Here is a 26162-nt window from a genome sequence, read left to right on the forward strand (position 1 = left end):
GGAAATCTTATCAACAGGGAAACGGGCTTGGCAGCATCGGGAGCAGACACGGACGGCAAAGACGGGACGCTCGTACCGATGGATGCGCTGTGGCAGGGCGAAACCGAACGCAGCGAAAGCGAACCGTCGCTCCTAATCGATGTGCAGGGGTTTGAAGGGCCGCTCGATCTGCTGCTCCATCTCGCACGAAGCCAGCGCGTCGATCTTGCCCGCATCTCCGTTCTGGCGCTTGCGGAGCAGTATCTGCACTTCGTGGAGCAGGCGCGCGCCTTGCGCCTTGAACTTGCCGCCGATTATCTCGTCATGGCCGCTTGGCTTGCCTACCTCAAGTCCAAACTGCTGATCCCGAAGCAGCAGGGCGATGATGGCGCGACCGGTGAGGAACTGGCCGCTTCGCTGCATTATCGTTTGAAACGGCTTGAAGCCATGCGCGATGCGGCGGCAAAACTCGTCAACCGCAACCGGCTGGGGCGGGATGTTTTTGCACGCGGCATGCCGGAAATGGTTGTGGTGGACAGAACCAGCCAGTTTTCCGCGACATTATATGACCTTCTCACGGCCTATGCTTCACAGCGACAGCGCCAGACCGTTTCTCAGGTGCAGATCGCCAAGCGGGCTGTCTGGTCTTTGAAGGAGGCCCGAGTGGCGCTTGTGCGTCTGATGGGATCGGTGGGCGACTGGATATCGCTTGATCGCTTCCTGATCGATTATGCGCTTTCGCCGCGCGAGAGAGCCTCCGCGCTTGCAAGTTCGTTTGCCGCCAGCCTTGAGCTTGTGCGCGAGGGCAAGCTGGAAGTCAGGCAAAATGCCCCTTTCGAGCCGATCTATATCAGGGCGACAGGGGATATAAGCGAATTGGATGAGGATGACGATGTCTGAGGCGGACCGCCGAAATCTGGCTGAGGTCGATAGAGACGACGATCAGATCGAAACGGAAGTTTCGGTTTCGACGCAGGGGCTTGCCGAGCTTGCGCGCATTGTGGAGGCCATTGTTTTTGCGTCGTCCGAGCCGGTTTCCGAACGCGCATTGGCGGAACGTCTGCCCGCCAATGTGGATATGGCGCCGGTCCTCAAGCATCTGCAGAAAATATACGAGACGCGCGGCGTGCATCTTGTGCAGGTCGGCAGCGCATGGGCGTTTCGTACCGCTCCTGATCTCGCCTTTCTCATGAACCGCGAAGCCGTGCAGCAGCGCAAGCTCTCACGCGCCGCGATGGAAGTGCTCGCTATCATAGCCTATCATCAGCCCGTCACGCGCGCCGAACTGGAAGACATCCGTGGCGTCGAAACCTCGAAGGGTACGCTTGATGTTCTGATGGAGACCGGCTGGATCAAATTGCGCGGGCGTCGCCGCACGCCCGGTCGCCCGGTCACCTATGGAACGACCGATGCGTTTCTGGATCACTTTGGCCTTCCGGAAATTCGCGATCTGCCCGGACTGGAGGAATTGCGCGGGGCAGGGCTACTTTCTGCGCGCATGCCGTCGAGTTTCGCCGTTCCCATCCCGAATATAGATCCGGACGAACTGACGGAAGACGAAGAGCCGCTTGAGGATATTGATCTGGAAAGCCTTGGCTTGCTCGCTCCGCGCGGTGAATAGGCCCGGTCCGGGCTTTGTAGCCAATTTTATTTGTCGCAAAGCCGTTCACCGTCACACTTCTGTTTGAAAGATTTGTTGAAAGCGCTTAAATCGTAACTGGCATTGCAGGAACATGCCGCGCGTTCGCGGCAATGAGAGGAATAAAATGGGTAGCTTTTCCATCTGGCACTGGCTGATCGTCCTGGCGGTTGTGCTTCTTCTGTTTGGCCGCGGCAAGATTCCCGAGCTGATGGGCGATGTTGCCAAGGGCATCAAGAACTTCAAGCAGGGCATGTCCGACGAAGACGCCAAGGATGAAGCCAGGGATTCGGGTCGTACGATCGACGCCAAGGCTGACGAAACCGTCAACGACGTCAAGAAAACCACCAAGTCCTGATCTAACGGATAAAGCGTGCTGCGTGTGGGAATGCACGCGCAGCATATTTTGCCATTTACTAGTGCGGTTTTCCGCCGAAAGACGGGACGCGCGCGCGAATTGCGCGGGGTATCGAGAATATGTTCGACATCGGTTGGTCTGAACTTCTGATTATTGCGATCGTGATGATCGTGGTGGTCGGTCCCAAGGATTTGCCGAAAATGCTGAGGGCATTCGGCAAGGCAACCGCACGCATGCGCGCCACCGCCAACGAGTTCAAGCAGCAGTTCGATGAAGCCTTGAAAGAGGCCGAGCTTGAGGACGTCAAGAACATCATCGATGAGACCCGCAAGCTCGATCCGCGTTCGAAGCTCACGCAGGTATTCGATCCGATTCGAAGCGCCGGCGAGGATTTGCGCGCCGGCCTGCAGTCGACATCGTCCATGTCTCCGGCGACGCCTGATAAAGTCGCTGAGGTAACGACGCCGATCGATGCCGGTGGCGCAACGGTGCCGCCTGCTGTGAACCCGGCGCCGGAAAAAGCCGCTGCTCCCAAAAAGGCTGCTCGCAAGACTGCGCCGAAGGCAGAGAACAAGGCGACCGAAGCCAAGGCAGCCAAAACGAAGGCCACGCCGAAGGCAGCTTCGGTTGCAAAGCCAGCTTCCACAAAGCCGGCAACAGCGAAACCTGAAACTGCAAAGGCTGCTGCCGCAGCACCTGCCAAAAAGACCACGACAAAGACAGGAACCAAAGTGTGACACGCGACGAGGACGAAATCGAACAGAGCGCAGCGCCTCTGCTTGAGCACCTGATCGAACTGCGCCGCCGCCTCATCTGGGCAATTCTGGCATTTTTCGTGGCATTTGTTTTCTGTTTCGCTTTCGCAAAACAGCTCTTCAACCTGCTTGTCGTGCCCTATCAGTGGGCGCTCGACTGGGCGGGCATGGACCGCTCGAAGGCAGAACTGATCTATACCGCACCGCAGGAATTCTTCTTTACGCAGGTGAAGGTCGCAATGTTCGGCGGCATTGTGCTGGCGTTTCCGATCATTGCCGCGCAAATCTACAAATTTGTTGCGCCGGGCCTCTACAAGCATGAGCGCATGGCGTTCCTGCCGTTTTTGATCGCATCGCCGATCCTGTTTTTGATGGGTGGCGCACTCGTCTATTTCTTCTTCACGCCGATGGTGATGTGGTTTTTCCTCGCCATGCAGCAAACCGGCGGCAGCGGCGAAGTGCAGATTTCACTCCTGCCGAAAGTATCGGAATATCTGAGCCTCATCATGACGCTCATCTTTGCGTTTGGCCTCGTCTTCCAGCTGCCAGTCGTCACGAGCCTGATGGCGCGCGTCGGGCTGGTGACGTCGGCAGGTCTTAAGGACAAGCGCAAATATGCAATCGTCATCGCTTTCATCGTGGCGGCGGTGCTGACGCCGCCTGATCCGGCGAGCCAGATCGGCCTTGCCTTGCCGACGATCCTTCTCTACGAGATTTCAATCATCGTGGCTCGCATGATCGAGAAGAAGCGGGATGAGGCGCAGGAAGCTTCCGACGCTGAAAACAACGCTTCATCGTCCTGATCTGTCGCGTTGATTCCGTGGGGTCGCAATCTGTGCGGCCTCGCTTCTGTTCAATTTCACGAAACGGCTTTTCCCATGCTCGACATCAAATGGATACGCGAAAACCCTGAAACCCTCGACAAAGCGCTCGCCAAGCGTGGGGCTCAGTCGCTGTCGTCCGAACTGGTGGCGCTGGACGAAAAACGCCGCGAATATGTGGGCAAGGTGCAGGCCGCGCAGGAGCGCCGCAACGCCGCCTCGAAGGAAATCGGCAAGGCCATGGCCGCAAAGGATGCGGCTACGGCTGACAAGCTGAAGGCCGAAGTTGCCGAGTTGAAGGATTTTCTCGCGCAAGCTGAGGACGAAGAGCGCCGCCTGAGCAAGGAATTGAGCGACGCGCTGTCGACCATTCCCAACATCCCGCTCGAAGACGTGCCGCTCGGCAAGGATGAAAGCGACAATGTTGAAATCCGCCGCGTCGGCAACCAGCGCAACTTCGCCTTCCAGCCGAAGGAACATTTCGAGCTAGGCGAAGCGCTCGGCTACATGGATTTCGAGCGTGCTGCGAAGCTCGCAGGTTCGCGTTTTACGGTGTTGAAGGGGCCGCTTGCGCGTCTCGAACGTGCGCTTGGCCAGTTCATGCTCGACCTGCACACCATGGAACACGGCTATACCGAAACGATGCCGCCGCTCATGGTGCGCGACGAAGCTGTCTATGGAACCGGCCAACTGCCGAAATTCTCGGAAGACCTTTTCCGCACCACGGATGGCCGCTGGCTCATTCCGACCGCCGAAGTTCCGCTGACCAATCTGGTCGCCGACGAAATCGTCGATGCGAAGTCGCTGCCCCAGCGTTATACGGCGCTGACGCCATGCTTCCGTTCGGAAGCGGGCTCCGCCGGTCGCGACACGCGCGGCATGTTGCGTCAGCACCAGTTCCTGAAAGTGGAAATGGTGTCGATCACTGACGCCGACAGCTCAATTGAAGAGCATGAGCGCATGACTGCCTGCGCTGAGGAAGTGCTGAAGCGCCTCGGCCTGCCGTTCCGTACAGTCGTGCTCTGCACTGGCGACATGGGCTTCGGCGCGCAGAAGACCTATGACATCGAAGTGTGGCTGCCCGGCCAGAACACCTATCGCGAAATCTCCAGCTGCTCGGTCTGCGGCGATTTCCAGGGTCGTCGCATGAATGCCCGCTATCGTCCGGAAGGGGAAAAGTCGACCCGTTTCGTGCATACGCTGAACGGTTCTGGCGTCGCTGTCGGTCGCGCGCTGATCGCCGTCATGGAAAATTATCAGGAAGAAGATGGCAGCATTCATATTCCTGAAGCATTGCAGCCATACATGGGCGGCCTCACGCGGATCGAGAAAGCTGCGTGAATCAGAATCATTGATAGATGAAGGAGTGACGACGTGCGAATTCTGCTGACGAACGATGATGGTATCCACGCTGAAGGCCTCGCAGTTCTGGAGCGGATCGCACGCAAGCTCTCCGATGACGTTTGGGTTGTCGCTCCTGAAACCGATCAGAGCGGTCTCGCGCATTCGCTCACCCTGTCGGAGCCGCTCCGTCTCCGCCAGATCGATGAACGCCATTTCGCCTTGCGCGGCACGCCGACCGATTGCGTTATCATGGGCGTGCGCCACGTGTTGCCGGGTGCCCCCGATCTTGTCCTTTCCGGCGTCAATTCCGGTGCGAACATGGCTGACGACGTAACCTATTCGGGCACGGTTGCCGGCGCGATGGAAGGAACCTTGCTGGGTGTACGCGCCATCGCGCTGTCGCAGGAATATGAATATGAAGGCGATCGCCGTATCGTTCCGTGGGAAACGGCAGAAGCTCACGCGCCGGACCTTATCAAAAAGCTGATGGAAGCTGGCTGGCCGGAAGGGGTTCTCTTGAACCTGAATTTCCCCAATTGCGGACCGGAGGAAGTGCAGGGCGTGCGCGTCACCGCGCAGGGCAAGCTCAGCCACGATGCGCGCCTCGATGAGCGCCGCGACGGACGCGGCTTTCCTTATTTCTGGCTGCACTTCGGCCGTGGCAAGGCCCCGGTGGCCGACGATAGCGATATCGCGGCTATTCGTTCCGATTGCATTTCGGTCACCCCGTTGCACCTCGATCTGACCGCGCATAAGGTTCGGGCGGAATTGAGCGCAGCACTTGGGGTTGAAGCATGAGGCAGGCAGCGTCTGAGCGCCCACGGCTTTCGGACAGGGAAGGATTTGCATCCTTCGTCATGCGGATGCGCGGATACGGTATCGATGATCCGCGTCTCTTTGCAGCCATAGAGGCCACGCCGCGCCAGAGTTTTCTCGCGTCCGCATGGTCTCATCTCGCCTATAGTTCCCGTACTGCGCCGCTCGACTGCGGCGAGTACATGGAGGGCATCGATGAACAGGCACGCGCTATCGCTGCTCTGAAATTGGAGCATGGTCATCGGGTTCTGGAAATCGGAACAGGCTCCGGTTTCACCGCGGCGGTGATGTCGTCGCTCGCCGGCCGCGTAACCACTGTTGAACGCTATCGCAAGCTTTGCGACCACGCCTTGCAGCAATTCGTGTCGTTGAAGCGCGAAAACATCATGGTCAAGCATGCCGATGGTCGCCATGGAATGCCCGGCGGCCCGTTTGACCGTATCCTGATCTGGCTCGCTTTTGATGAAGTGCCGCGCCACTTTGTCGACCTTCTCGCGACACACGGCGTTTTGATTGCTCCCATCGGCCCAGGCGATGGTCCGCAGGTCATGACGCGCATCGCCAAGGTTGGCAGCCGATTCGAGCAGGAGGATTTGATGGCGGTCCGCTATCAGCCTTTCATCGAAGGTGTCTCGTCCGTTCTGTGAACGGCAGCGTATCGATTCGTCAAAAAGATGGCTGTTCGGCTCTTTCCGGCCTCGTCGGTGAGGGTTTTCGGTCGCTTTGTGCGCTTATGGTATTTAATTGGTGAATCTTTTTTCGAAGAATTGCCGTTCTTAACCAGAGAGTAACATTAACGCGTTTTAATCACCTTACTGAGTTTCGAGTATGGGCGAGTTGAACATGCGTTTACAAATTTTGCAGCACACGTCTGAACGTCTCCTGCGGAATGTCGCGATCGTTCTGATTGCCGGTTTTGGTGCCGGGTGCAGTGCCGATACGATGCGCTTCACTGATGGTATCAGTACGGGCTCTACGTCCAGTCAGCGTGTCGCACAGCAGCCGGCTGGCGATCTTTACGCATCCGCGGCTCCTGTGGCTCCCGCTTCCAGCGGCTCTGTTCAGCGCAATTCATTGCCGCCGGTATCCTCGGCGCCGATGGCGGCACCGGTCGCAGCTGCACGTCAGTCGGTTCAGGCGCCGGTAGCAGCGGCATCAAATCACATCCAGAATCAGGTCGGGCAGGCGCAGGACATGGCCGCAAACCGTGTAAACAACACGGTCAATGCCGCCGAAACCAAAGTTGCCAGCGCAGCCACCGCTACGCGCAATACCGTAAACGGCGCGCAGGAAAAGGTTCTTGGTCAGCTTCCGGCACCCGCCGCGCCACGGCCAACGGATAACAATATCGCGGTCGCACCGCAGGCGCCTGCCGTCAACGGCAAGAAGCCTTCGGCAAACGACATGGCCTCGGCGGGGGCAAATGCTACCACGCCGCCAGCGCCGAACGGCACCTACACGGTTAAGAGCGGCGATTCACTCTTCTCCATCGCCCAGAAGCACAACGTACCTGTTGAGCAGTTGAAGAAGGCCAATGGGCTGTCGAATGGCGCTATCCGCGTCGGGCAGGCCCTCGTCATTCCTTCTGCCGCAGCTGGCAATGCAACGCAGGTTGCCGCAGTTTCGCAACCGCCGGAAAATCCGGCCAAGGCCGCAGCCGCACCGGCTGCCAATCCTGATGTGAAGCCCTACACGCCGCCGCAAGCGAGCAACAAGGTGATCGAGGATGCCGAGAAGGATCAGGCGGCAGCGCCGTCCTCGACCGGTATTTCCCAGATGCGCTGGCCGGTACGCGGTCGTATTCTCGCAAGCTTCGGCCAGCGTGACGGCACATCGGTAAGCGACGGCATCGACATCATGGTTCCAGAAGGCACTTCGGTGAAGGCTGCTGAAAACGGCGTGGTCATCTATTCGGGAGACGGTCTGAAGGAGTTCGGCCAGACGGTTCTGATCCGTCACGATAATGGCCTTGTCACCGTCTACGGGCACAACAGCCAGATTCTGGTGCAGCGTGGACAGAAAGTCCGTCGCGGCGAAGAAATCGCCAAATCGGGCATGAGCGGAAATGCGAAATCTCCGAAGCTGCATTTTGAAGTGCGCAAGAATTCCGCTCCGGTCAATCCTTCCAAATATCTGGAATCCTGATCGGAACGTGACTCAACAAAAGAAGGCGGGCCCCAAAGCCCGCCTTTCTTTTATGCGCTATTTCGTCGTTTTTACATGGCAATCCCGAGGCGGCCTGCCAGATCCTGTATATATTGCCACGCAACACGCCCCGAGCGGTTTCCGCGCGTGGTGGACCATTCCAACGCTTCGGCATGCATCTTGGCTGGATCGTAAACGAGCTTGAAATAGGCAGCATAGCCATCGACCATGGCCAGATAATCGTCCTGGCTGCATTTATGGAAACCGAGCCAGAGACCGAAACGGTCAGAAAGCGATACTTTTTCCTCAATGGCCTCCGAAGGGTTGATTGCCGTTGAGCGCTCGTTGTCGATCATGTCGCGCGGCATCAGGTGGCGTCGGTTAGAAGTCGCGTAGAAGATCACGTTGCCGGGACGGCCTTCCACGCCGCCTTCAAGCGCGGCCTTCAGCGATTTGTAGGACGTATCGTCGTGGTCGAACGAAAGGTCGTCGCAGAACAGGATGAAGCGATAGTCCGTATCCTTGATGAGATTCATCAATGTCGGAAGGCTATCGATATCCTCGCGGTGAATCTCGATCAGCTTGAGCGGAGCCCGGTCCGGCGTTTCCGCGTTCACGCTTGCCTGCGCAGCCTTGACGAGCGAGGATTTACCCATGCCGCGCGCGCCCCAGAGCAGGACATTGTTGGCCGGAAATCCTTTTGCGAAGCGCCGGGTATTGTCCACAAGCTGGTCACGTACCAAATCTACGCCACGGATCAGTTCGATATCCACTCGGTTAACACGCTTCACCGGATCCAGGGTCAGTCGTTCGGGAGCCCAGACAAAGCAATCTGCGGCATCAAGATCGGGTGTTTTGGCTTCTGGCGGCGCAATGCGTTCCAGAGCGGCGATCAAACGGTCCAGTTTCTGGCTGAGTATGTCTTCGGTCGTCATTTCATGCCCCTGATGATAGGGGTAATGGCTTAACATGCCACAGCGGAGGCGAAAAGTGTGCGACCTTGGCGCAGGCGGGGTCATCGCCGGTTGCATTTGGCGCGCTAACCATTGTAATGCCGTTAATAATTTGTCTTCGAGACTTCAGAGGAGTTCCTAATGTTCGTAACACCGGCTTTCGCTCAAGCATCCGGCGGCGCTGCTGGACCAGACATGCTCATGAGCATTCTGCCGTTCATCCTGATCTTCGTGATCATGTACTTCCTCATCATCCGCCCGCAGCGGACCCAGATGAAGAAGCGTCAGGAAATGCTGTCGCAGGTTCGTCGCGGCGATACCGTCGTCACCGGCGGCGGCATTGTCGGCAAGGTTCAGAAGGTCGTTGATGACAACGAACTCGAAGTTGAAATTGCGGAAGGCGTTCGCATCCGCGTTATGCGCAGCACGCTGATGGATGTTCGCGTGAAGGGCGAACCTGTCGCCGACAACAAGAACAAGTAATTCTTTTTACGACATGCAGGCCCCGGTAAGATTTCCATAACCGGGGCCTGTGCATTATTCGGCAAGCGCCAGAACGATGTGCGCGCCACGACGCCGGAGAGCGGTTCGCAACAGGTGAACTCCGGCCTGCTCTATCCAAGCTGATACGGAATTGCTGCTCTATGCTCTATTTTTCACGCTGGAAATCTGCCCTGATCTGGCTCGCGGTTCTCGTGAGCTTCGTCATCGCTTCCCCTAACTTTTTCTCGCGTGAAACGCTGGCAAAACTGCCAGGATTCCTGCCGAAGCAGCAGATCGCCCTTGGGCTGGATCTCTCCGGCGGCTCCCGCTTGATCCTGCAGGTACAGAATCCGGGACGAGGGGACCTTGAGCGCACAGCCAACATCATGCGCCAGCGTCTTGAGGAGTTGGGATATGGCAAACCCCTCGTCGAAACGGAAAACCGTAATCAGATTCGGGTTGAGGTCCCCGGCGTTTATGACGCACAGCTTCTGAAAGACATTCTGAGCGTCAGGGGCAATTTCTCTTTCCGCGCCGTCGACAGCACGATGGGGCCGGATGATGCCATTCGCGGCACGCCGCCTGCCGACAGTGAAGTTATCTACTCTTATGACGATCCGCCTGTAGGTTACCTCGTCAAGAAGGAGCCGATCCTGACGGGCGCCAATGTGACTGACGCGAAGGCGACGCTAGGCGAAGATGATAGCGAACCCGTCATTACGTTGACGTTGGACGATGCGGGTCGCAAGAATCTCGCCGAAGCAACATCGCATCTGGTTGGCGGAAGCTTTGCCATCGTTGTCGATAACCAGATCGTATCCGCGCCTGCCGTGGATGAAAAGCTCGACACGAATGAGCTGCAGATTTCCGGCGCTTTCGATCTTCAGGCGGCCAACAATATGGCGGTCGTGCTGCGTTCGGGCGCTCTGCCGCAAAACGTGACGGTTCTGGAAGAACGCACGATCGCATCCGCTCTGGGCGAAGATTACGCGAGCGCCGCAGCATTGGCCGCTTTGCTGGCCGCGCTGCTCGTCGGCCTGTTCATGGTCTTGTCCTATGGCATTCTGGGTGTGATCGCCATGATCGCGCTCGCCGTCAACATCATCATCCTTACAGCCATACTCTCGCTGATCGGCGCTTCGATCAGCCTTGCAAGTATCGCCGGCCTTGTGCTGACCATAGGTCTGGCGGTTGACGCGCATATCCTGATTTATGAACGTGTTCGCGAAGATCGCCGCAAGGGCTATTCCGTCGTCCAGGCAATGGAATCCGGCTTCTATCGCGCCCTCTCGACCATTATCGACGCGAACCTCACCACACTTATTGCGGCGCTCGTTCTGTTCCTGCTCGGCTCGGGAACGGTTCATGGCTTCGCGCTGACGGTGGCGGTCGGTATCGGCACGACGCTCTTCACCACGCTCACCTTCACACGCCTGCTGATTGCGCAATGGGTGCGCACGGCCAAGCCAAAGGAAGTGCCGAAGCGTCGCCTGAAGCTGGTCCCGACTGTAACGCACATTCCTTTCATGCGCCTGCAATTCGTCACCCTTGGCATATCGGTGCTTGCCTGCGCGATTGTGGTCGCACTATTCGTCAATATCGGATTCAACTACGGCATTGATTTCCGTGGCGGCTCGATGGTCGAGCTGCAGGCGCGCAGCGGCGATGCCAATCTGGAAGACATCAGTGAACGTCTTACCGAACTCAATATCGACAGCGCCCATGTCCTGCCGGCAAAATCCCCGCGTTCTGCTCTCGTCATTATCGGGAGCCAGGAAGTCGGCGACGATGCCGAACAAACCGTCGCGGTGAAATTGCGCGGTGAGTTCGAGCAGGATTATTCATTCCAGCGGGTTGAAGTCGTTGGACCGACTGTCTCGGAACAGCTCTCTCGCGCCGGCATTCTGGCGGTCATTCTGTCGCTGATCGGTATCTTCATTTATGTGTGGGTCCGGTTCCGCTGGCAACTCGCCCTTGGTGCGGTGCTGTCTACTCTGCACGACGTCATCATTCTCGCGGGCATGTTCATTGTGTTCCGGATGGAATTCAATCTGTGGAGCGTCGCGGCGATCCTGACGATCATCGGTTATTCGCTCAACGATACGGTGGTGATTTATGACCGCGTGCGCGAGAACCTGAGGGTTTATAAAAGCGCGCCGTTGCCTGCCATCATCGACGCCTCGATCAACCAGACGCTGTCGCGTACCTTGCTGACGTCCTTCGTGACATTCCTCGCGCATATCCCGCTTTATGCCTTTGGCGGCGCGGATATTCGCAGTTTCGCGCTGGCATTGAGCGTGGGTATTATAGTGGCAAGCTACTCGTCGATCTTCATCGCGGCCCCTTTGCTGGTCCAGTTCGGCCTCAAGCCGCGCGGACCGAATGAGTCCAGCGATTCCATGGACGACGAACTGGCGCAATCGCTGAATTTGGAAAGCTGACAATGGCCCATGGGATAGAGATAAGAGAGGCCCATTTTCCGGGCCGCGCGCCCATTGATGCCTATGGCAATGGAGGCTTTCGCTTTGCGGAAATGTCGCATCGCGGATCGATCCTGTGCTTGCCTTCGGGCATTCATGGCTGGGAACCCGCCACGCCGCCGGTGCTGGCCAAAGCTGATCTGGAAATGATCCTGGAACAGGCATCCGATATTGAAATTCTGCTGGTGGGTACGGGCATGGATCTCCGCCGTATCCCCGAAGATGTGCGCGCCATCTTGCGCGAACACCGCATTTCTTCCGATCCCATGAGCACAGGTGCTGCCGTTCGCACCTATAATGTGCTTCTGGCCGAAGATCGCGCGGTGGCGGCGGCGCTGATTGCTGTAGATTGATACCATGAACGAGAATGAGGCACATTGCCTGGCATTGCTTCGCGAAGCTGACCGGGACCGCTATCTTTCAGTGCTTTACGCACCGGAGGACCGTCGCGGCGGCTTGGCTGCACTATACGCGTTCAATGCCGAAATCGCGCGTATCCGCGATCTGGTCCATGAACCGCTTCCGGGCGAAGTTCGGTTGCAATGGTGGCGTGACCTCATCAATGGCGAGGCGAGGGGCAGTGCGGAAGCGCACCCCGTTGCCGCAGCCCTTATCGGAACAATCGACAAATATGAATTGCCGCGAGCAGCCTTCGACAATTATTGCGAAGCACGCATCTTTGATCTTTATGACGATCCGATGCCGAGCCGCAACGATCTGGAAGGTTATTGCGGGGAAACCGCTTCGGCGATCATCCAACTGGCCGGTTTTATACTGGACCGGGATGCCGCGCAGGCACAGACCGAGACAACCGGCCATGCCGGCGTCGCGCAGGCCGTGACCGGTTTGCTTCGTCTCTTGCCTATTCATCGGCGACGAGGCCAACTCTATGTTCCGGCGGATATGTTGCAGGCGGTCGGCGTGACCCGCGAGACTTTCATTGCGGGTGAAGACAAGGCCGCTGTTCAACGCGTCATCAGCATCATGCTGGCTTTCGCGCGGGAACATCTGGCAATTTTCGAGAAGAACAAATTACAGCTGCCAAAGAACCTTGGTCCAGCGTTCCTGCCTTTGGGGCTTGTCCCGGCCTATCTGCGGGCAATCGAGCGCCTCGGCGCGCAGGCTGCGGAAAAGGTGGCGGACATTTCTGCCGTTCGGAAACAATGGCTGATGTTCAGAGCCAACTTCTAAGCATTCAAAAAGGACAGGCTTCAGTCCATTCGAACTGAAGCCTGTCCCAGTATTACTCGGCCAGCCCCAGCCATTGCCTACAATCCGCCAGCGCACGCGCGGAAAGCGCACGCTTCTTGGCAATTGTCTTTTCCTTGCCCCGCAGGCGCTTGCCTTCCGGTTTTGGAACATCGACGGGCGGGAACAGGCCGAAATTGACATTCATCGGCTGGAACGACCGTTTGCCTGGTTCGTCGTCAGCAACGATATGTCCGCCCGTAATATGACCGAGCAGGGCGCCGAATGCCGTGGTTTCCGGCGGCGGTGTCAGTGTCTGTCCCAGCTTTTCGGCGGCTGTGAAACGGCCCGCCAATAAGCCGATAGCTGACGATTCCACATAGCCTTCGCAGCCCGTCACCTGACCGGCAAAGCGCAATGTTTCGCGTGATTTCAGGCGAAGCGTACCGTCGAGCAGCACGGGAGAATTCAGGTAGGTGTTGCGGTGAAGGCCGCCGAGGCGCGCAAATTCCGCGTTCTCCAGTCCCGGAATCATTTTGAAGATGCCGGTCTGCGAGCCGTATTTCAGCTTCGTCTGGAAGCCGACCATATTGTAGAGCGTGCCGAGCGCATTGTCCTGACGAAGCTGCACAACAGCATAGGGCTTTACGGTCGGGTTATGCGCATTGGTTAGGCCCATCGGTTTCATGGGGCCGTGGCGCAATGTTTCCGGACCGCGTTCGGCCATGACCTCGATCGGCAGGCAGCCATCGAAATAGGGTGTGCCTTCCCATTCCTTGAAGTCGGTCTTGTCGCCTTCGACCAGCGCGGCGACGAAGGCTTCATACTGCTCCTTGTCCATGGGGCAGTTGATATAGTCCTTTCCGGTGCCGCCAGGACCAACCTTGTCATAGCGCGACTGGAACCAGCAAACATCCATATTGATCGAATCAAAATGGATGATCGGCGCAATGGCATCGAAGAAGGCCAGAGCATCCGCGCCGGTTTGCGCCTGAATGGCCTCCGCCAGCGAAGGCGCGGTCAGGGGGCCGGTGGCAACGATGGTCGTTCCCCATTCCTCCGGCGGCAGGCCGGTGACTTCTTCCCGAACGATGGTAATCAGCGGATGGGCTTCAAGCCTGGCCGTAACGGCCTGCGAAAAGCCCTCGCGATCGACAGCCAAAGCGCCACCGGCAGGAACCTGATGAGCGTCGGCGCAAGCCATGATGAGCGATCCGGCAAGCCGCATTTCGGCATGAAGAACGCCGACGGCATTGGTTTCGGCATCATCCGAGCGGAAAGAGTTGGAACAGACAAGCTCTGCCAGTTGCTCGGTCTTGTGCGCATCGGTGCCGCGTACCGGACGCATTTCGTGCAATATGACGGGCACGCCCGCCTGCGCGAGCTGCCATGCAGCTTCAGAACCGGCAAGGCCGCCGCCGACGACGTGAACGGTAGTAAGATCGGATGTTTTTGACATGGCCATTCCCTTATCGCCTTTGCTGAACGCCTTCAATGGAGAAGGCGCGCCGGGAAGAGGAATCGAGCCGCAAAAAGAAATGGCATCCGTCGCGGGGAGGAGGAGCGACGGATGCCATTATGGTAAGACCGGCATTGGGAGGAGGACCGGTCTTGTTATCGCAGAACCTGGGAGGAGGGTGGTTCTGCGATGAACCAAATCTGGTGGGAGGAGGAGCCAGACTTGGTGAAACCCGTATCGGAAGAAACTGTGAGGCTCGTTAAATTAGCGAGCCTTGGTCTGGCGAGCCACGAACGGAATGTCCGCGCGGGAGATGCCAAGATCGTTCAGCTCACGGGTGGAAAGCTGGCTGAGTTCATTGACGGTGTCGCGGTAACGGCGCCAGTTGTTGTAAGAGCGAAGCAGGTTCATCGTGCTATTCCTTCATCGTTGAGGAACTGGAGTTCTGTTCAATTCATCTCGTTTGTTGCCCATGATATAAGCTATTGTTTTCGCAGGTTGCAGACCCGAGTTTGCATAGCTGCCTTGCGGGTGCTGCAGGTCACTCTAAATCGATTAGACTCGCAGGGCACAAAATTGCCGCAAAGCGGTTTGATCCCGCTATTTGCCGGCGGCGCAGTTTCCTATATGTTCCCAGCCGCTTACCACTACTGACGGATTGATCAGGAGCTAATTTGTCATTTTCGATTTCTGTGGAACGCCTGATAGAGCGATGGCAGCGGGACGGCCTGATCGATGCGGAGACTGCATCGAAACTGAATGCCGACCTTCAAAAGCGTGCATCGATCTTCAGTCTCGGTTCCGTTCTGGCCACCCTTGGCGGGTTGCTTCTTGGTGCAGCCGTTATCATGCTCGTTGCCGCCAACTGGCAGGAAATGCCGCGCCTTATGCGTATAGGCTTCATATTCTTTCTTATATGGGTGAGCTACCTCGGCGGTGCGTGGCGGCAAGCTCGGGGTGACAAGCTGTTCCCGGCTGCGCTCTATATTGTGGGGGCTGCATCTTTCGGGGCAGGGCTGGCGCTTGTGGGGCAAATGTATCATTTGTCCGGCGACATCCATTCCGCCGCAATCTATTGGTCCGTCGGCGTTCTGATTTCGGCCTTTCTTCTGCGCGCCCCGGTGCTGGCTGCATTTGGGGCAGGCGTCGCCTGCTTCTATCTTTCGACATATGTGTTCGACACGTCATCTTATGATGACTTGACCTATCGCTGGGTCGGGCCGCTGCTATTGGCGTTCGGTGCCGCTGCGGCCTTGTTCACGCGCTCGCGGCATGCGGCGCACCTGTGGGCGATGTTCTCCATAGGCTGGGCTTTGCTCATCTATGCCGAGCGCGAAAGCAATACCGTGCTGGTGCTTATGCTGATTGTGGGTATTGGCCTCATACTGGCCGACGGTTTTGCCCATGCAACGATGCAAAGGCTGACCCGTTTCGCTCACCCGCTCGCGGCATATGGCCTGCTTCTGGCACTGCTATCCCTTGTTACACTTCAGCTCAACCAGATGTTCTCTTATTCCAGTATGACGACAAGTCTGGATCGAGACATATTGTATAGCATTTTCATTCTGGCGCTTGCGATCGGAGCAATTGCTGTTGGTGGGCGGAACAATGGCGGTCTGCGCTCCATAGCTTACGCAGCTTTCTCAATCGAAGTTCTCTATCTGGCTTTCGAGACAGTCGGCACAATGATCGGGACCTCCGGCTTCTTCCTGACTGCCGGCATTCTGGTCCTGTTGCTGGCTGCGTTCGTCCGGCGCATGGAGAACCGCTTCGGAAGGAAAAGCAGCGCGGAGGTGCACCCATGACCACTCGGTTCAAATGGCTCTATGTCGGGGCAACCATCACCGCATTGCTGCAAACCGGCATTCTCTATGCTGGCATTGAAAAACGCGCCTCGATTTTACGCTCAGGCGCGGAAGTGACGCTCCAGACAGAGCCAATCGACCCGCGCGATCTGATGCGCGGCGATTACGTTATTCTCGGCTACGAGATATCCAGTCTGGCAAGAAAGGATATAAATGGGACGCCCTCCACGGGCTCGCGCACGGTCTATGTGGCTGTGAAGCCTGATGCGAACGGCATAGCCCGGTTCTCACGCGCTTCATTCGCTCCTCTTTCAGAGCTTGCAGCGGACGAAGTGCAGATTCGCGGTGAAGCCGCCTATTCCATATCGGACGATCCGCAATCGAATGTTCGTCTCAATTTCGGCATCGAAAGATATTATGTGCCCGAAGGACAGGGACGAGCGATTGAAGACAGCCAGCAGGAGCGGCGGATCACCGCCGTTGTTGCCGTTGATCCGAAAGGAATGCCGGTCATCAAAGTCCTGCAGGAAGACGGAAGGCAGCTCTATCAGGAGCCGCTTTATTGATCCCGAGAACACTCCTTATTTCAAAAGGGTTGGCTGACGGCGCAGGATCGCTATATAGGGACGGAAAAGGATAGCCAGATCGAGCCCGGTAATTCTCTACGGGGAAGGTGGCTTTTTTTTCCTTTGAACCGGGAAAATTGGATGATATAGAGACGCGCGCTTTCGAGGGGCGGTTCAATATCTGAGACGAATTATGGTGCGTTCTGAGGAATGCGCTTCGGTTCAGAAGCGGATGTGGCGAAATTGGTAGACGCACCAGATTTAGGTTCTGGCGGGAGACCGTGGGGGTTCGAGTCCCTCCATCCGCACCAACTGCCATAAGGCAAAAGAATTTCTCTCCCGCGACAAGGCAAGAAAGCCGGTGACGGCGGGACAATGACAAGAAGTGAAGGTTTGAACATGCAGGTTACCGAAACGCTCAATGAAGGGCTGAAGCGCGAGATCAAAGTCGTGGTTCCGGCCAAGGACCTCGAAGCCAAGCTCTCGGAGCGGCTTGAAACGGCGCGCGGTCGCGCACGCATCAACGGTTTCCGCCCGGGCAAGGTTCCTGCAGGTCATCTGCGCAAGATGTACGGCAAGTCCTTCATGGCCGAGATCGTCAACGAAATCCTCAACGATTCGTCGCGCTCGATTCTCGCTGACCGTAACGAAAAGTCGGCGACCCAGCCTGAAGTCATCATGTCGGAAGACGAAAAAGAGGCCGAAAAGGTTCTCGACGGCAAGGCCGATTTCGTTTTCTCGCTGAACTATGAAGTTCTGCCGGCAATTGAAGTCAAGGACTTCTCCAAGATCGCCGTTACCCGTGAAGTCGTCGATATTTCCGATGAGGAAGTTGACGAGCAGGTCAAGCGCATCGCTTCTTCGACCCGCACCTTCGAAACCAAGAAGGGCAAGGCAGAAAACGAAGATCGCGTTACCATCGACTATCTGGGCAAGCTCGACGGCGAGCCGTTCGAAGGCGGCGCGGACAACGACGCGCAGCTCGTTCTCGGTTCCGGCCAGTTCATTCCGGGCTTCGAAGAACAGCTCGTCGGCCTCAAGGCTGGCGACGAGAAGGTCATCAACGTTACGTTCCCGGCCGAATACGGCGCTGCCCATCTGGCTGGTAAGGAAGCTACCTTCGACATCAAGGTCAAGGAAGTTGCCAAGCCGAACGAACTCGTTCTCGATGACGAAACCGCAAAGAAGCTCGGCATCGAATCGCTTGAGCGTCTGCGTCAGGTTGTTCGCGAACAGATCGAAAGCCAGTACGGCCAGATCACTCGCCAGAAGGTAAAGCGTCAGATTCTCGACGCCCTTGATGGCGACTACCAGTTCGAAACGCCGCAGAAGCTTGTTGATGCCGAGTTCAACAACATCTGGCAGCAGATCAACTTCGACCTGCAGCAGGCTGGCCGCACCTTTGAAGACGAAGAAACCACCGAAGAAGCTGCTCGCGAAGAATATCGCAAGCTTGCTGAACGTCGCGTTCGTCTTGGCCTCGTTCTCTCCGAAATCGGCGAGAAGGCAGGCGTGGAAGTGACGGAAGAAGAACTGCAGCGCGCTGTTTACGACCAGGTTCGCCGCTATCCGGGCCAGGAAAAGGAAATCTACGAATTCCTGCGCAAGACGCCGGATGCCGTTGCCAATCTTCGCGCCCCGATCTTTGAAGAAAAGGTCGTTGACCATCTGCTCGCCAACATCAACGTGACCGACAAGAAGGTCTCGAAGGAAGAGCTGACGGCTGAAGACGAAGACGCTGCTTCGGAAGCAAAGCCTGCCAAGAAGGCGGCTGCGAAGAAGAAGGCCGCTCCGAAGAAGAAGGCTGACGAAGACAAGTCCGAAGAGGCTTGATTTTCTCTGTCTGGTGAATTTGGAACTGGCCGCGCATTGCGCGGCCTTTTCCGTTTGAACCCACGGATAAACGGCTGAAAAGCTTGCATCCACGGGGGCTTTGCTCTAGCCAGTAATCAATCCGTTTTTCAGCTCAATCAAGATATTTGCGAGCCAGCATGTCCCTTATTGATACGCGCACGCCAGAACCGAAACGCTTCATTTCCGGCGCCACAGGCGACTGGGAAGTGGTCATCGGCATGGAAGTCCATGCGCAGGTCACGTCAGAATCGAAGCTGTTTTCCGGCGCTTCCACTTCATTCGGTGCAGAGCCAAACTCAAATGTTTCTCTCGTTGATGCGGCCATGCCGGGCATGTTGCCGGTCATCAATCTGGAATGCGTCAAGCAGGCGGTTCGCACGGGCATCGGGCTCAATGCCCAGATCAACCTGAAGTCGGTTTTCGACCGCAAGAACTATTTCTATCCCGATTTGCCGCAGGGCTATCAGATTTCGCAGTTCAAACAGCCCATCGTCGGCGAGGGCAAGATCATGATTTCGGTCGGCCCGGACAATAAGGGCCAGTTCGAAGACGTGGAGATCGGCATCGAGCGCCTGCATCTGGAGCAAGACGCAGGCAAGTCCATGCACGACCAGCATCCGACTATGTCCTACGTCGACCTGAACCGTTCTGGCGTTGCCTTGATGGAAATCGTGTCCAAGCCGGACCTGCGCTCGTCGGATGAGGCCCGCGCCTATCTGACCAAGCTGCGCACGATTGTCCGTTATCTCGGCACCTGCGACGGCAATATGGACGAAGGCTCCATGCGCGCCGACGTGAACGTTTCGGTTCGTCGTCCCGGTGGCGAATTCGGCACGCGCTGCGAAATCAAGAACGTGAACTCGATCCGTTTCGTCGGCCAGGCGATTGAATATGAAGCGCGCCGCCAGATCGCGATCCTCGAGGATGGCGGTTCCATCGATCAGGAAACGCGGCTGTTCGACCCGGTCAAGGGCGAAACACGGTCCATGCGCTCCAAGGAAGAAGCGCATGATTACCGCTATTTCCCTGATCCGGATCTTTTGCCGCTCGAATTCGATCAGGCATTCGTGGATGCTCTGGCCGCAGAGCTGCCGGAACTGCCGGACGTCAAGAAGCAGCGCCTCGTGGAAACGCAGGGCATTTCCGTTTACGACGCCTCCATCCTTGTGACCGAGAAGGCGATTGCTGACTACTATGAAGCCGTTGCTGCCGGGCGCGACGGGAAGGCTGCCGCAAACTGGGTAATCAACGATCTTCTTGGCGCGCTGAACAAGGCGGGCAAGGATATTGAGGAATCGCCGGTCAACCCTGATCAGCTCGGTTCGATCATCGATCTCATCAAGGAAGGCACGATTTCCGGCAAGATCGCGAAGGATCTTTTTGAAGTCGTCTGGAATGAGGGTGGTGATCCGAAGACGCTCGTTGAAGAACGTGGCATGAAGCAGGTCACGGATACCGGCGCCATCGAGAAGGCCGTGGACGATGTTATCGCTGCCAATCCGGAAAAGGTCGAGCAGGCGAAAGCCAAGCCGACACTGGCTGGCTGGTTCGTGGGTCAGGTCATGAAGACAACGGGCGGCAAGGCCAACCCGCAATCCGTCAATGAACTGGTCAAGGCCAAGCTCGGGATCGAAGAGTAATGTGGGTCAGAAGCGCGACAGAGGCCGATCTCAAGGCGGTGCATGAACTGCTAGTATCGACCTGGCACGCGACCTTCGATGATCTTCTCGGGCGGGAAATGGTGAATGCCGTTACCGCCCAGTGGCATAGCATTGCCGTACTGAAGGCTAATCTGAAGAAGCCGTACTCGGAGTTCATTGTTGCCGATAATGGCAATGGCGGCATCGACGGTATGGCCTTTGCCAGTCAGTCGGAAGAAGGCAAGGCTTCGCTGCATCAGCTTTATGTTCGCCCCGATGTACAGGTTCAGGGTATCGGGACGATGCTTCTCGCTGAAATCGAGATGGCTTTTCCCGGTGTCCGGACGATGAAGCTGGAGGTGATCGAGAGAAACACCAGGGCGGTGAATTTCTATGAGCGCAAGGGCTACAGCAAGGTCGGCCGTAATGAAGATTGGGGCGATCCCAATTGCAAGGAGCCTGTGCTGGTGATGGAAAAAACGCTCGAAGGCTGGAGTATGTAAAGCATGTCTCTCCAAAGCGGGAGCCGTTTTGGGGATCAAGACATGCGAGACCATAAAAACCTGAAGCGCGCAGCGCTTCAGGCTCTTCATACTCTTGTGACAGCGGCAACTTGACCCTTGCCATGGCCGGGCGATAGGGCCATAAGCAAGAAAACCCGGTGGCTTCGATCACCTGTGGCAATGATGGATCTGGAATAGGTCATGAAGAAATTTATTACGCAAGTTTTCACCTGGTGGAACGGCCAGACGCTCGGCACACGTTTTCATACGTGGCGCAAGGGTGAGCGCGTCGGTGAGGACGAGTTCGGCAATATCTATTATCAGGGTGGCAAGGACTCCGAAGGTCGCACACGCCGCTGGGTAATCTTCAATGGCTATGCGGAAGCAAGTGCTATTCCTCCGGGCTGGCACGGCTGGATGCATCATCGCGTCGATACGCCGCCGTCCAAGGAAGACTATCGTCCGCGCGAATGGCAGAAGCCGCATCTGCAGAACCTCACGGGCTCTCCGCTGGCTTATCGCCCGAAGGGCGCCATTGCCCGTCCGGGCGCGGAGCCTGCGGAACGTCCGCGTGTGACCGGCGAATACGACGCATGGACACCGGGCAACTGATAATCTGTTTCGGTTTTTGTCCGGCGCGTTAACCCGCGCCGGATTTCTTATGTCTGCCCTTCGACACTATCGCTGAAAAGGCTTGAGGATAGACGGTTTGCTTCACCCTCCGGGGATGCATTGCGGCTTGCGGCAGGGCAACGAATCGTCACAATTCATGCTTAGGAATTGTTCCAGCTTAATTTAACCCTTTGGATGCGGATCTCCGTTTTGACGAAGCAATCTCCCGGCAACGGAAAAAACTCGATCAAAAGGGCTGTTCAACTTGCCCTGATCTCGTTCATGGCGACTGCCGGCTGCTTTCAGGCAGCGATGGCCGAACGCATTACCAATCCAGTTGCGGAGTTCTCGGGTCTCGATAAAATCACCGGTCGTATCACGACGTTTGATGTCTACATCAATGAGACTGTTCAGTTCGGTGCTCTGCAGGTGACACCGAAAGTATGTTATTCGCGTACGGAAAATGAAGCGCCGCGCACGGATGGTTTTGTTCAGGTCGACGAAATTACGCTGGATCGGAAAATACGCCGCATCTTTACCGGCTGGATGTTTGCCGATAGCCCCGGCCTCAATGCTGTCGAACACCCGATCTATGACGTCTGGCTGAAGGACTGCAAGCAGAAGTCGGAAGTGCCTCCGCCGGATCAGCGCAAATAAAGTCAGCCTTTTGTTTACGTGTCATCCTCTGTAAGCCGGGGGAGATGTGCTTTAGAAGCGCGCTATTCCGTCGAGCGCAGTTTCCAGCAGTTTCTCGTACTTCTTCCTCGGAACCTCCACAGCACCGAATCTCTCAAGATGCGGCGTGGTGAACTGCGTGTCGAGAAGAACGAAGCCTCGGCTGACCAGATGCTGGACCAGATAGGCAAGGCAGACCTTGGACGCATCCCGCTTGCGCGTAAACATGCTCTCCCCGAAAAAAGCGCGCCCGAGCGTGACGCCGTAAAGTCCGCCGACAAGCTTGCCGTCATGCCACGCTTCGACCGTGTGGCAATGTCCGATTTCGAACAGTTTTTTGTAGGCCTCGCGAATTGGTCCATTGATCCACGTGCGCGCGCGCTCGCCGGTTCCGCTGGCACAACCTTCGATCACGCCATCGAAATCGCTATCGAGCTTTATATCGAAAATGCCTTGTCGGATTGTTTTCTGGAGGCTTTTGGGGACATGGAAGCCATCAAGCGGGATTACACCGCGCTTCTCGGGACGAACCCAGAAGACTTCCGGGTCATCGGCTTCTTCGGCCATGGGAAATACTCCCGTGGCATAGGCCCGCAGGAGCAGCTCCGGTTCGATTGAATAGTCGTCCGGGGACACTCCTGCGGTCACTTTCGTCAGGCGCTTTCGCTCTTGGTTTTCTTGGCCAGATATTTTTCAAGCCAATGAATGTCATAGTCGCCGTTGGCGATATCCTGATTGGCGATCAGGTCCTGGAAGAGAGGCAAGGTGGTTTTCACACCATCCACCACGAACTCGTCCAGCGCGCGGCGCAGACGCATCATGCATTCAACGCGGTTACGACCATGCACAATGAGCTTGCCGATAAGGCTGTCGTAGTAAGGCGGAATGCGATAGCCGGAATAGACGCCCGAATCCACGCGGATGCCAAGGCCACCCGGCGTGTGATAATGGGTGATCAGGCCCGGCGAGGGCGCAAATGTCAGCGGATCTTCGGCGTTGATACGGCACTCGATCGCATGGCCGGAGAAGCGGATATCCTTCTGCTTTACCGACAGGCCGAGGCCGGCTGCGACGCGAATCTGCTCGTGAACGAGATCGATTCCGGTGATGGCTTCCGTGATCGGATGCTCCACCTGAAGACGCGTGTTCATTTCAATGAAATAGAATTCGCCGTCTTCATAGAGGAACTCAATCGTTCCCGCACCGCGATAGCCCAATTCCGCACAGGCATTGGCACAGACCATGCCGATCTTGTCGCGTGCCTCAGCATTGAGCGCCGGTGAATTGGCTTCTTCCCACACCTTCTGGTGACGGCGCTGCAATGAGCAGTCGCGTTCGCCCAGATGAATGGCATTGCCGGCACCATCGCCCATGACCTGAACTTCGATGTGACGCGGCTTTTCGAGATATTTTTCGATATAAACTGCGTCGTCACCAAAGGCTGCGCCAGCTTCGGAGCGGGCGGTTGCGAGAGCGATGGAAAGATCTTCCTCGCTGCGGGCAACCTTCATGCCGCGTCCGCCGCCGCCGGCCGAGGCCTTGATGATGACCGGATAGCCGATTTCCTTGGCAATGCGGGCAGCTTCGACATCGTCTGTCACACCGCCATCCGAACCCGGAACGACCGGAATGCCCAGGCGCTTTGCAGTGCGCTTGGCCTCGATCTTATCGCCCATGATACGGATATGCGAAGCAGTCGGGCCGATGAAGGTGATACCGTGTGCTTCAAGGATTTCCGCAAATTTGGCGTTCTCCGACAGAAAGCCGTAACCCGGATGGATTGCGTCCGCGCCGGTAATCTCGCAGGCAGCGACGATCTGATGGATGTTCAGATAGCTGTCGCGCGAGGGCGGCGGGCCGATGCACACACTTTCGTCTGCCAGGCGCACATGCATCGCATCGGCGTCTGCCGTGGAGTGAACGGCGACGGTCTTGATGCCCAGTTCCTTACAAGCCCTGAGCACGCGAAGAGCGATTTCGCCACGATTGGCTATGAGTATCTTTTGAAACATTGCGCTTTGCTGCCCGTTCATTGAATAAGCCGTAGTCTCTTATCTTATTCGATTACGACGAGCGGCTCACCGAATTCAACCGGCTGAGCGTCTTCGATAAGGATGGCCTTCACCGTACCAGCACGTGGGGCCGGGATCTGGTTCATCGTCTTCATGGCTTCGATGATAAGGAGGGTCTGGCCTTCCTTCACTTGTGCACCGACCTCGATGAAGTTGCGGGCGCCGGGAGCCGGAGCGAGATAGGCAGTGCCAACCATCGGCGACGGAACGGCGTTCTTCGACAGATCGGCCTTTGTCGGCTCGGCGGCGGCTGCAACCGGCGCAGGAGCGGCTGCAACAGGCGCTGCGGCGGGCATAACAGTCGCTGCGGCCTGAACCGTAACCTTGCGCGAAACACGGATACGCAGGTCGCCGTGTTCCACTTCGATATCGGTCAGGTCGGTTTCATTGAGAATGTCCGCCAGGTCGCGGATCGTTTCCTTGTCGATGACGGAATTTTTGCTGGACATATCAGGCCCCTTTAACGCTTTGCCCGTTGTTTTCTTCTTCTTTGGCAATTGCCGCAAGCGCGCGCAGACCGAGCAGGTATCCTTCCGCGCCAAAGCCGCAAATAACGCCTTTGGCGACTGCGGATACATAGGAGTGATGCCGGAAAGCCTCACGCGCATGAATGTTCGAAAGATGCACTTCCACGGCCGTTACCTTGGCCGAGCGGATTGCATCGTGAATAGCAACCGAAGTGTGGCTATAGGCGGCAGGATTGATGAGGACATAGGCATTTTTATCGCCCGCTTCCTGAATCCAGGTCACCAGATCGCCTTCGTAATTGGACTGGCGGAAATCGACATCAAGTCCGAGTTGTCCAGCCTCCCGCTTGCAGCTCGCTTCAATATCCTGAAGCGTTGCAACGCCATATATCCCCGGTTCTCGTTTGCCGAGAAGGTTGAGATTGGGGCCGTTCAAAACAAAAACCGTTTTTGCCATATCCGTCCGCGATCGATAACGCATTACCACGAAAATTCGGTATACTTCGCATTTCATATAGAGGGCTTGGGCGCAAGCCGAAACCCTCTAAATGATTGCAGATGTTTTGCCGAACCGGTTTTTCCCGCTATTCTTTGCAAAACGGGCAGGCAATACGGCAATTTCTCTTCATCTGATACAGGCATCGGATGCCGCGGCTTAAACTGTTTCACAAATGTGATCCGTCAAGCCCCGAACCGATTGTCTATTTTTTTGCGGCAGCGCGCGCTGCGGCGATTCTCTCGACCAGCCCGTCTACGCCGATCGCGCCGGGAACCAGTTCATCGCCGATAATGTAGGATGGCGTGCCGGTAATGTTGAGCTGCTGCGCCAGCTGATAGGTCTGCTGGAATGCGCCGGTAATAGCCGGGTCCTTCATCTTTTCGCGCAGCTGTGCTTCGTCCGCTCCCAGTTTCACGGCATCGGCGATGGCGGATTCTTCCGTTGCACGCTCCTGCGCGCCCAGCAACACTTCGTGGAATTCAGCATATCTTTCCGGCATCAACGCTCTGAACGCCTGTGCCACGACATGCGCCTTGGCGGAATCCGGGCCGAGAATCGGGAACTCCTTCATGACGAACCGGACATTGTTGTCGGTCTTCAGGATCGCTTCCATGTCCGGCAGCGCCCGCTTGCAATAACCGCAATTGTAGTCGAAGAACTCGTAAACAGTCACGTCGCCGTCCGGATTACCGAAGACCGCATCATGCTTGGGGTCGTAAAGAGCGGCGCGATTGGCAGCCAGAACCTGCTTGATCTGTTCCTGTGCCGCGTGCGCCTGCTTGGTTTCAAGCGCGCTTTGTACTTCCAGCATCAGTTCCGGATTCTGGATGAGATAATTGCGCACGACATTCTCAATGGCCTGCTGGTCCATAGCCACGGGAGCCGCGGCGGGGCTTTCCACGGATGCCGGGGCCTGTCGGGCCGTTCCGGCGGAGTAACCCAATGCAAGGGCGGCGATGCCTACAATGCCGCTGGCAACTGTGATGGAAACTGCATTCTTCATTCCAAATTCCAATCTGTCTTGAATATCGGCATCAGGCGCAAATTGC

General features: G+C 57.0%; 28 protein-coding genes and 1 tRNA gene. 21 read left to right on the forward strand and 8 right to left on the reverse strand.

The window, feature by feature from the left end; all coding sequences use genetic code 11:
• Window positions 1-27 precede the first annotated feature (27 nt).
• The 9 genes from J9800_RS05960 to dipM all read left to right on the forward strand — a co-directional run bounded on the left by J9800_RS05960 (window position 28) and on the right by dipM (window position 7857).
• Window positions 28-879, forward strand: a complete 852-nt coding sequence (locus J9800_RS05960) for a segregation and condensation protein A (RefSeq protein WP_112587962.1) — start codon at window positions 28-30, stop codon at window positions 877-879.
• Window positions 872-1600: an SMC-Scp complex subunit ScpB gene (gene scpB / locus J9800_RS05965; protein WP_114215528.1), complete on the forward strand. Its 729-nt coding sequence runs from the start codon at window positions 872-874 to the stop codon at window positions 1598-1600. Before J9800_RS05960 ends, scpB begins: the two co-directional genes overlap by 8 nt.
• A 145-nt stretch (window positions 1601-1745) precedes the next feature.
• Window positions 1746-1976 carry a twin-arginine translocase TatA/TatE family subunit gene (locus J9800_RS05970; protein ID WP_006466664.1) on the forward strand — a complete coding sequence of 77 codons (231 nt, stop codon included), beginning with the start codon at window positions 1746-1748 and terminating at the stop codon, window positions 1974-1976.
• A 119-nt stretch (window positions 1977-2095) separates the two neighbouring features.
• Window positions 2096-2713 (forward strand): Sec-independent protein translocase protein TatB, encoded by a 618-nt coding sequence (tatB, locus tag J9800_RS05975; protein WP_210845668.1) that lies wholly within the window; start codon window positions 2096-2098, stop codon window positions 2711-2713.
• Window positions 2710-3534, forward strand: a complete 825-nt coding sequence (tatC, locus tag J9800_RS05980; RefSeq protein ID WP_112587968.1) for a twin-arginine translocase subunit TatC — start codon at window positions 2710-2712, stop codon at window positions 3532-3534. Before tatB ends, tatC begins: the two co-directional genes overlap by 4 nt.
• Before the next feature lie 75 nt (window positions 3535-3609).
• On the forward strand, window positions 3610-4893 hold the full coding sequence (gene serS / locus J9800_RS05985; RefSeq protein ID WP_114215714.1) for a serine--tRNA ligase: 1284 nt from the start codon (window positions 3610-3612) through the stop codon (window positions 4891-4893).
• Window positions 4894-4926: 33 nt separating this feature from the next.
• Window positions 4927-5694 (forward strand): 5'/3'-nucleotidase SurE, encoded by a 768-nt coding sequence (gene surE, locus J9800_RS05990; RefSeq protein WP_114215526.1) that lies wholly within the window; start codon window positions 4927-4929, stop codon window positions 5692-5694.
• Window positions 5691-6359, forward strand: coding sequence for a protein-L-isoaspartate(D-aspartate) O-methyltransferase (locus J9800_RS05995; protein WP_112587972.1), 669 nt, complete (start codon window positions 5691-5693; stop codon window positions 6357-6359). Before surE ends, J9800_RS05995 begins: the two co-directional genes overlap by 4 nt.
• Before the next feature lie 181 nt (window positions 6360-6540).
• Window positions 6541-7857: a cell division endopeptidase DipM gene (gene dipM, locus J9800_RS06000; RefSeq protein WP_114215525.1), complete on the forward strand. Its 1317-nt coding sequence runs from the start codon at window positions 6541-6543 to the stop codon at window positions 7855-7857.
• A gap of 71 nt (window positions 7858-7928) precedes the next feature.
• On the opposite strand, the gene J9800_RS06005 is transcribed toward dipM, so the two are convergent.
• The gene (locus tag J9800_RS06005; RefSeq protein WP_114215524.1) at window positions 7929-8792 is read right to left on the reverse strand and encodes an ATP-binding protein; all 864 of its coding nucleotides are present in this window, start codon (window positions 8790-8792) and stop codon (window positions 7929-7931) included.
• Window positions 8793-8951: 159 nt separating this feature from the next.
• Between J9800_RS06005 and yajC the strand changes: the two genes are divergently transcribed.
• From yajC to J9800_RS06025, 4 genes are read left to right on the forward strand one after another with little or no spacing between them, the layout of a single operon-like run.
• Window positions 8952-9293, forward strand: a complete 342-nt coding sequence (gene yajC / locus J9800_RS06010; protein WP_006466672.1) for a preprotein translocase subunit YajC — start codon at window positions 8952-8954, stop codon at window positions 9291-9293.
• Between the two features lie 56 nt (window positions 9294-9349).
• Window positions 9350-11734 carry a protein translocase subunit SecDF gene (gene secDF, locus J9800_RS06015; protein ID WP_114215523.1) on the forward strand — a complete coding sequence of 795 codons (2385 nt, stop codon included), beginning with the start codon at window positions 9350-9352 and terminating at the stop codon, window positions 11732-11734.
• 2 nt (window positions 11735-11736) lie between these two features.
• Entirely contained in the window at window positions 11737-12126 is a 390-nt protein-coding gene (locus tag J9800_RS06020) for an Mth938-like domain-containing protein (RefSeq protein ID WP_114215522.1), read from the forward strand.
• Window positions 12127-12130: 4 nt separating this feature from the next.
• On the forward strand, window positions 12131-12964 hold the full coding sequence (locus tag J9800_RS06025; protein ID WP_114215521.1) for a phytoene/squalene synthase family protein: 834 nt from the start codon (window positions 12131-12133) through the stop codon (window positions 12962-12964).
• Window positions 12965-13016: 52 nt separating this feature from the next.
• Here the strand turns inward: J9800_RS06025 and trmFO are convergent, their stop codons facing one another.
• Complete coding sequence (gene trmFO, locus J9800_RS06030; protein WP_114215713.1) at window positions 13017-14420, reverse strand: methylenetetrahydrofolate--tRNA-(uracil(54)-C(5))-methyltransferase (FADH(2)-oxidizing) TrmFO; 1404 nt, start codon at window positions 14418-14420, stop codon at window positions 13017-13019.
• A gap of 264 nt (window positions 14421-14684) precedes the next feature.
• A complete protein-coding gene (locus tag J9800_RS06035) occupies window positions 14685-14831 on the reverse strand; it encodes a DUF1127 domain-containing protein (RefSeq protein ID WP_006466676.1) in 147 nt (48 codons plus the stop codon).
• Between the two features lie 263 nt (window positions 14832-15094).
• Between J9800_RS06035 and J9800_RS06040 the strand changes: the two genes are divergently transcribed.
• The 8 genes from J9800_RS06040 (at window position 15095) to J9800_RS06075 (ending at window position 22057) form a co-directional block, all read left to right on the forward strand.
• On the forward strand, window positions 15095-16225 hold the full coding sequence (locus tag J9800_RS06040) for a DUF2157 domain-containing protein (RefSeq protein WP_114215520.1): 1131 nt from the start codon (window positions 15095-15097) through the stop codon (window positions 16223-16225).
• Window positions 16222-16791, forward strand: coding sequence for a GDYXXLXY domain-containing protein (locus tag J9800_RS06045; protein ID WP_114215519.1), 570 nt, complete (start codon window positions 16222-16224; stop codon window positions 16789-16791). Before J9800_RS06040 ends, J9800_RS06045 begins: the two co-directional genes overlap by 4 nt.
• A gap of 228 nt (window positions 16792-17019) precedes the next feature.
• Window positions 17020-17102, forward strand: a tRNA-Leu gene (locus J9800_RS06050).
• Between the two features lie 88 nt (window positions 17103-17190).
• A complete protein-coding gene (gene tig / locus J9800_RS06055; protein ID WP_286167510.1) occupies window positions 17191-18624 on the forward strand; it encodes a trigger factor in 1434 nt (477 codons plus the stop codon).
• A gap of 158 nt (window positions 18625-18782) precedes the next feature.
• Complete coding sequence (gene gatB / locus J9800_RS06060) at window positions 18783-20285, forward strand: Asp-tRNA(Asn)/Glu-tRNA(Gln) amidotransferase subunit GatB (protein WP_114215465.1); 1503 nt, start codon at window positions 18783-18785, stop codon at window positions 20283-20285.
• Window positions 20285-20788 (forward strand): GNAT family N-acetyltransferase, encoded by a 504-nt coding sequence (locus tag J9800_RS06065; protein ID WP_114215464.1) that lies wholly within the window; start codon window positions 20285-20287, stop codon window positions 20786-20788. The genes gatB and J9800_RS06065 overlap by 1 nt, the downstream gene beginning before the upstream one ends.
• Before the next feature lie 201 nt (window positions 20789-20989).
• Window positions 20990-21400 (forward strand): NADH:ubiquinone oxidoreductase subunit NDUFA12, encoded by a 411-nt coding sequence (locus J9800_RS06070; RefSeq protein WP_006466683.1) that lies wholly within the window; start codon window positions 20990-20992, stop codon window positions 21398-21400.
• 195 nt (window positions 21401-21595) lie between these two features.
• Window positions 21596-22057, forward strand: a complete 462-nt coding sequence (locus J9800_RS06075) for a DUF2155 domain-containing protein (protein WP_112588085.1) — start codon at window positions 21596-21598, stop codon at window positions 22055-22057.
• A 51-nt stretch (window positions 22058-22108) separates the two neighbouring features.
• Here the strand turns inward: J9800_RS06075 and aat are convergent, their stop codons facing one another.
• From aat to J9800_RS06100, 5 genes are all read right to left on the reverse strand, one after another.
• Window positions 22109-22678: a leucyl/phenylalanyl-tRNA--protein transferase gene (aat, locus tag J9800_RS06080; protein ID WP_114215711.1), complete on the reverse strand. Its 570-nt coding sequence runs from the start codon at window positions 22676-22678 to the stop codon at window positions 22109-22111.
• A 50-nt stretch (window positions 22679-22728) separates the two neighbouring features.
• Complete coding sequence (gene accC, locus J9800_RS06085) at window positions 22729-24087, reverse strand: acetyl-CoA carboxylase biotin carboxylase subunit (RefSeq protein WP_006472125.1); 1359 nt, start codon at window positions 24085-24087, stop codon at window positions 22729-22731.
• A gap of 44 nt (window positions 24088-24131) precedes the next feature.
• Window positions 24132-24596 carry an acetyl-CoA carboxylase biotin carboxyl carrier protein gene (gene accB, locus J9800_RS06090; protein WP_006466687.1) on the reverse strand — a complete coding sequence of 155 codons (465 nt, stop codon included), beginning with the start codon at window positions 24594-24596 and terminating at the stop codon, window positions 24132-24134.
• Between the two features lies 1 nt (window position 24597).
• A complete protein-coding gene (aroQ, locus tag J9800_RS06095; RefSeq protein ID WP_112588089.1) occupies window positions 24598-25071 on the reverse strand; it encodes a type II 3-dehydroquinate dehydratase in 474 nt (157 codons plus the stop codon).
• Between the two features lie 244 nt (window positions 25072-25315).
• A complete protein-coding gene (locus J9800_RS06100) occupies window positions 25316-26116 on the reverse strand; it encodes a DsbA family protein (RefSeq protein ID WP_114215463.1) in 801 nt (266 codons plus the stop codon).
• Between the last annotated feature and the right edge of the window lie 46 nt (window positions 26117-26162).

This window comes from Ochrobactrum sp. AP1BH01-1, assembly GCF_018066705.1.
In the GTDB taxonomy this organism is placed as follows: domain Bacteria; phylum Pseudomonadota; class Alphaproteobacteria; order Rhizobiales; family Rhizobiaceae; genus Brucella.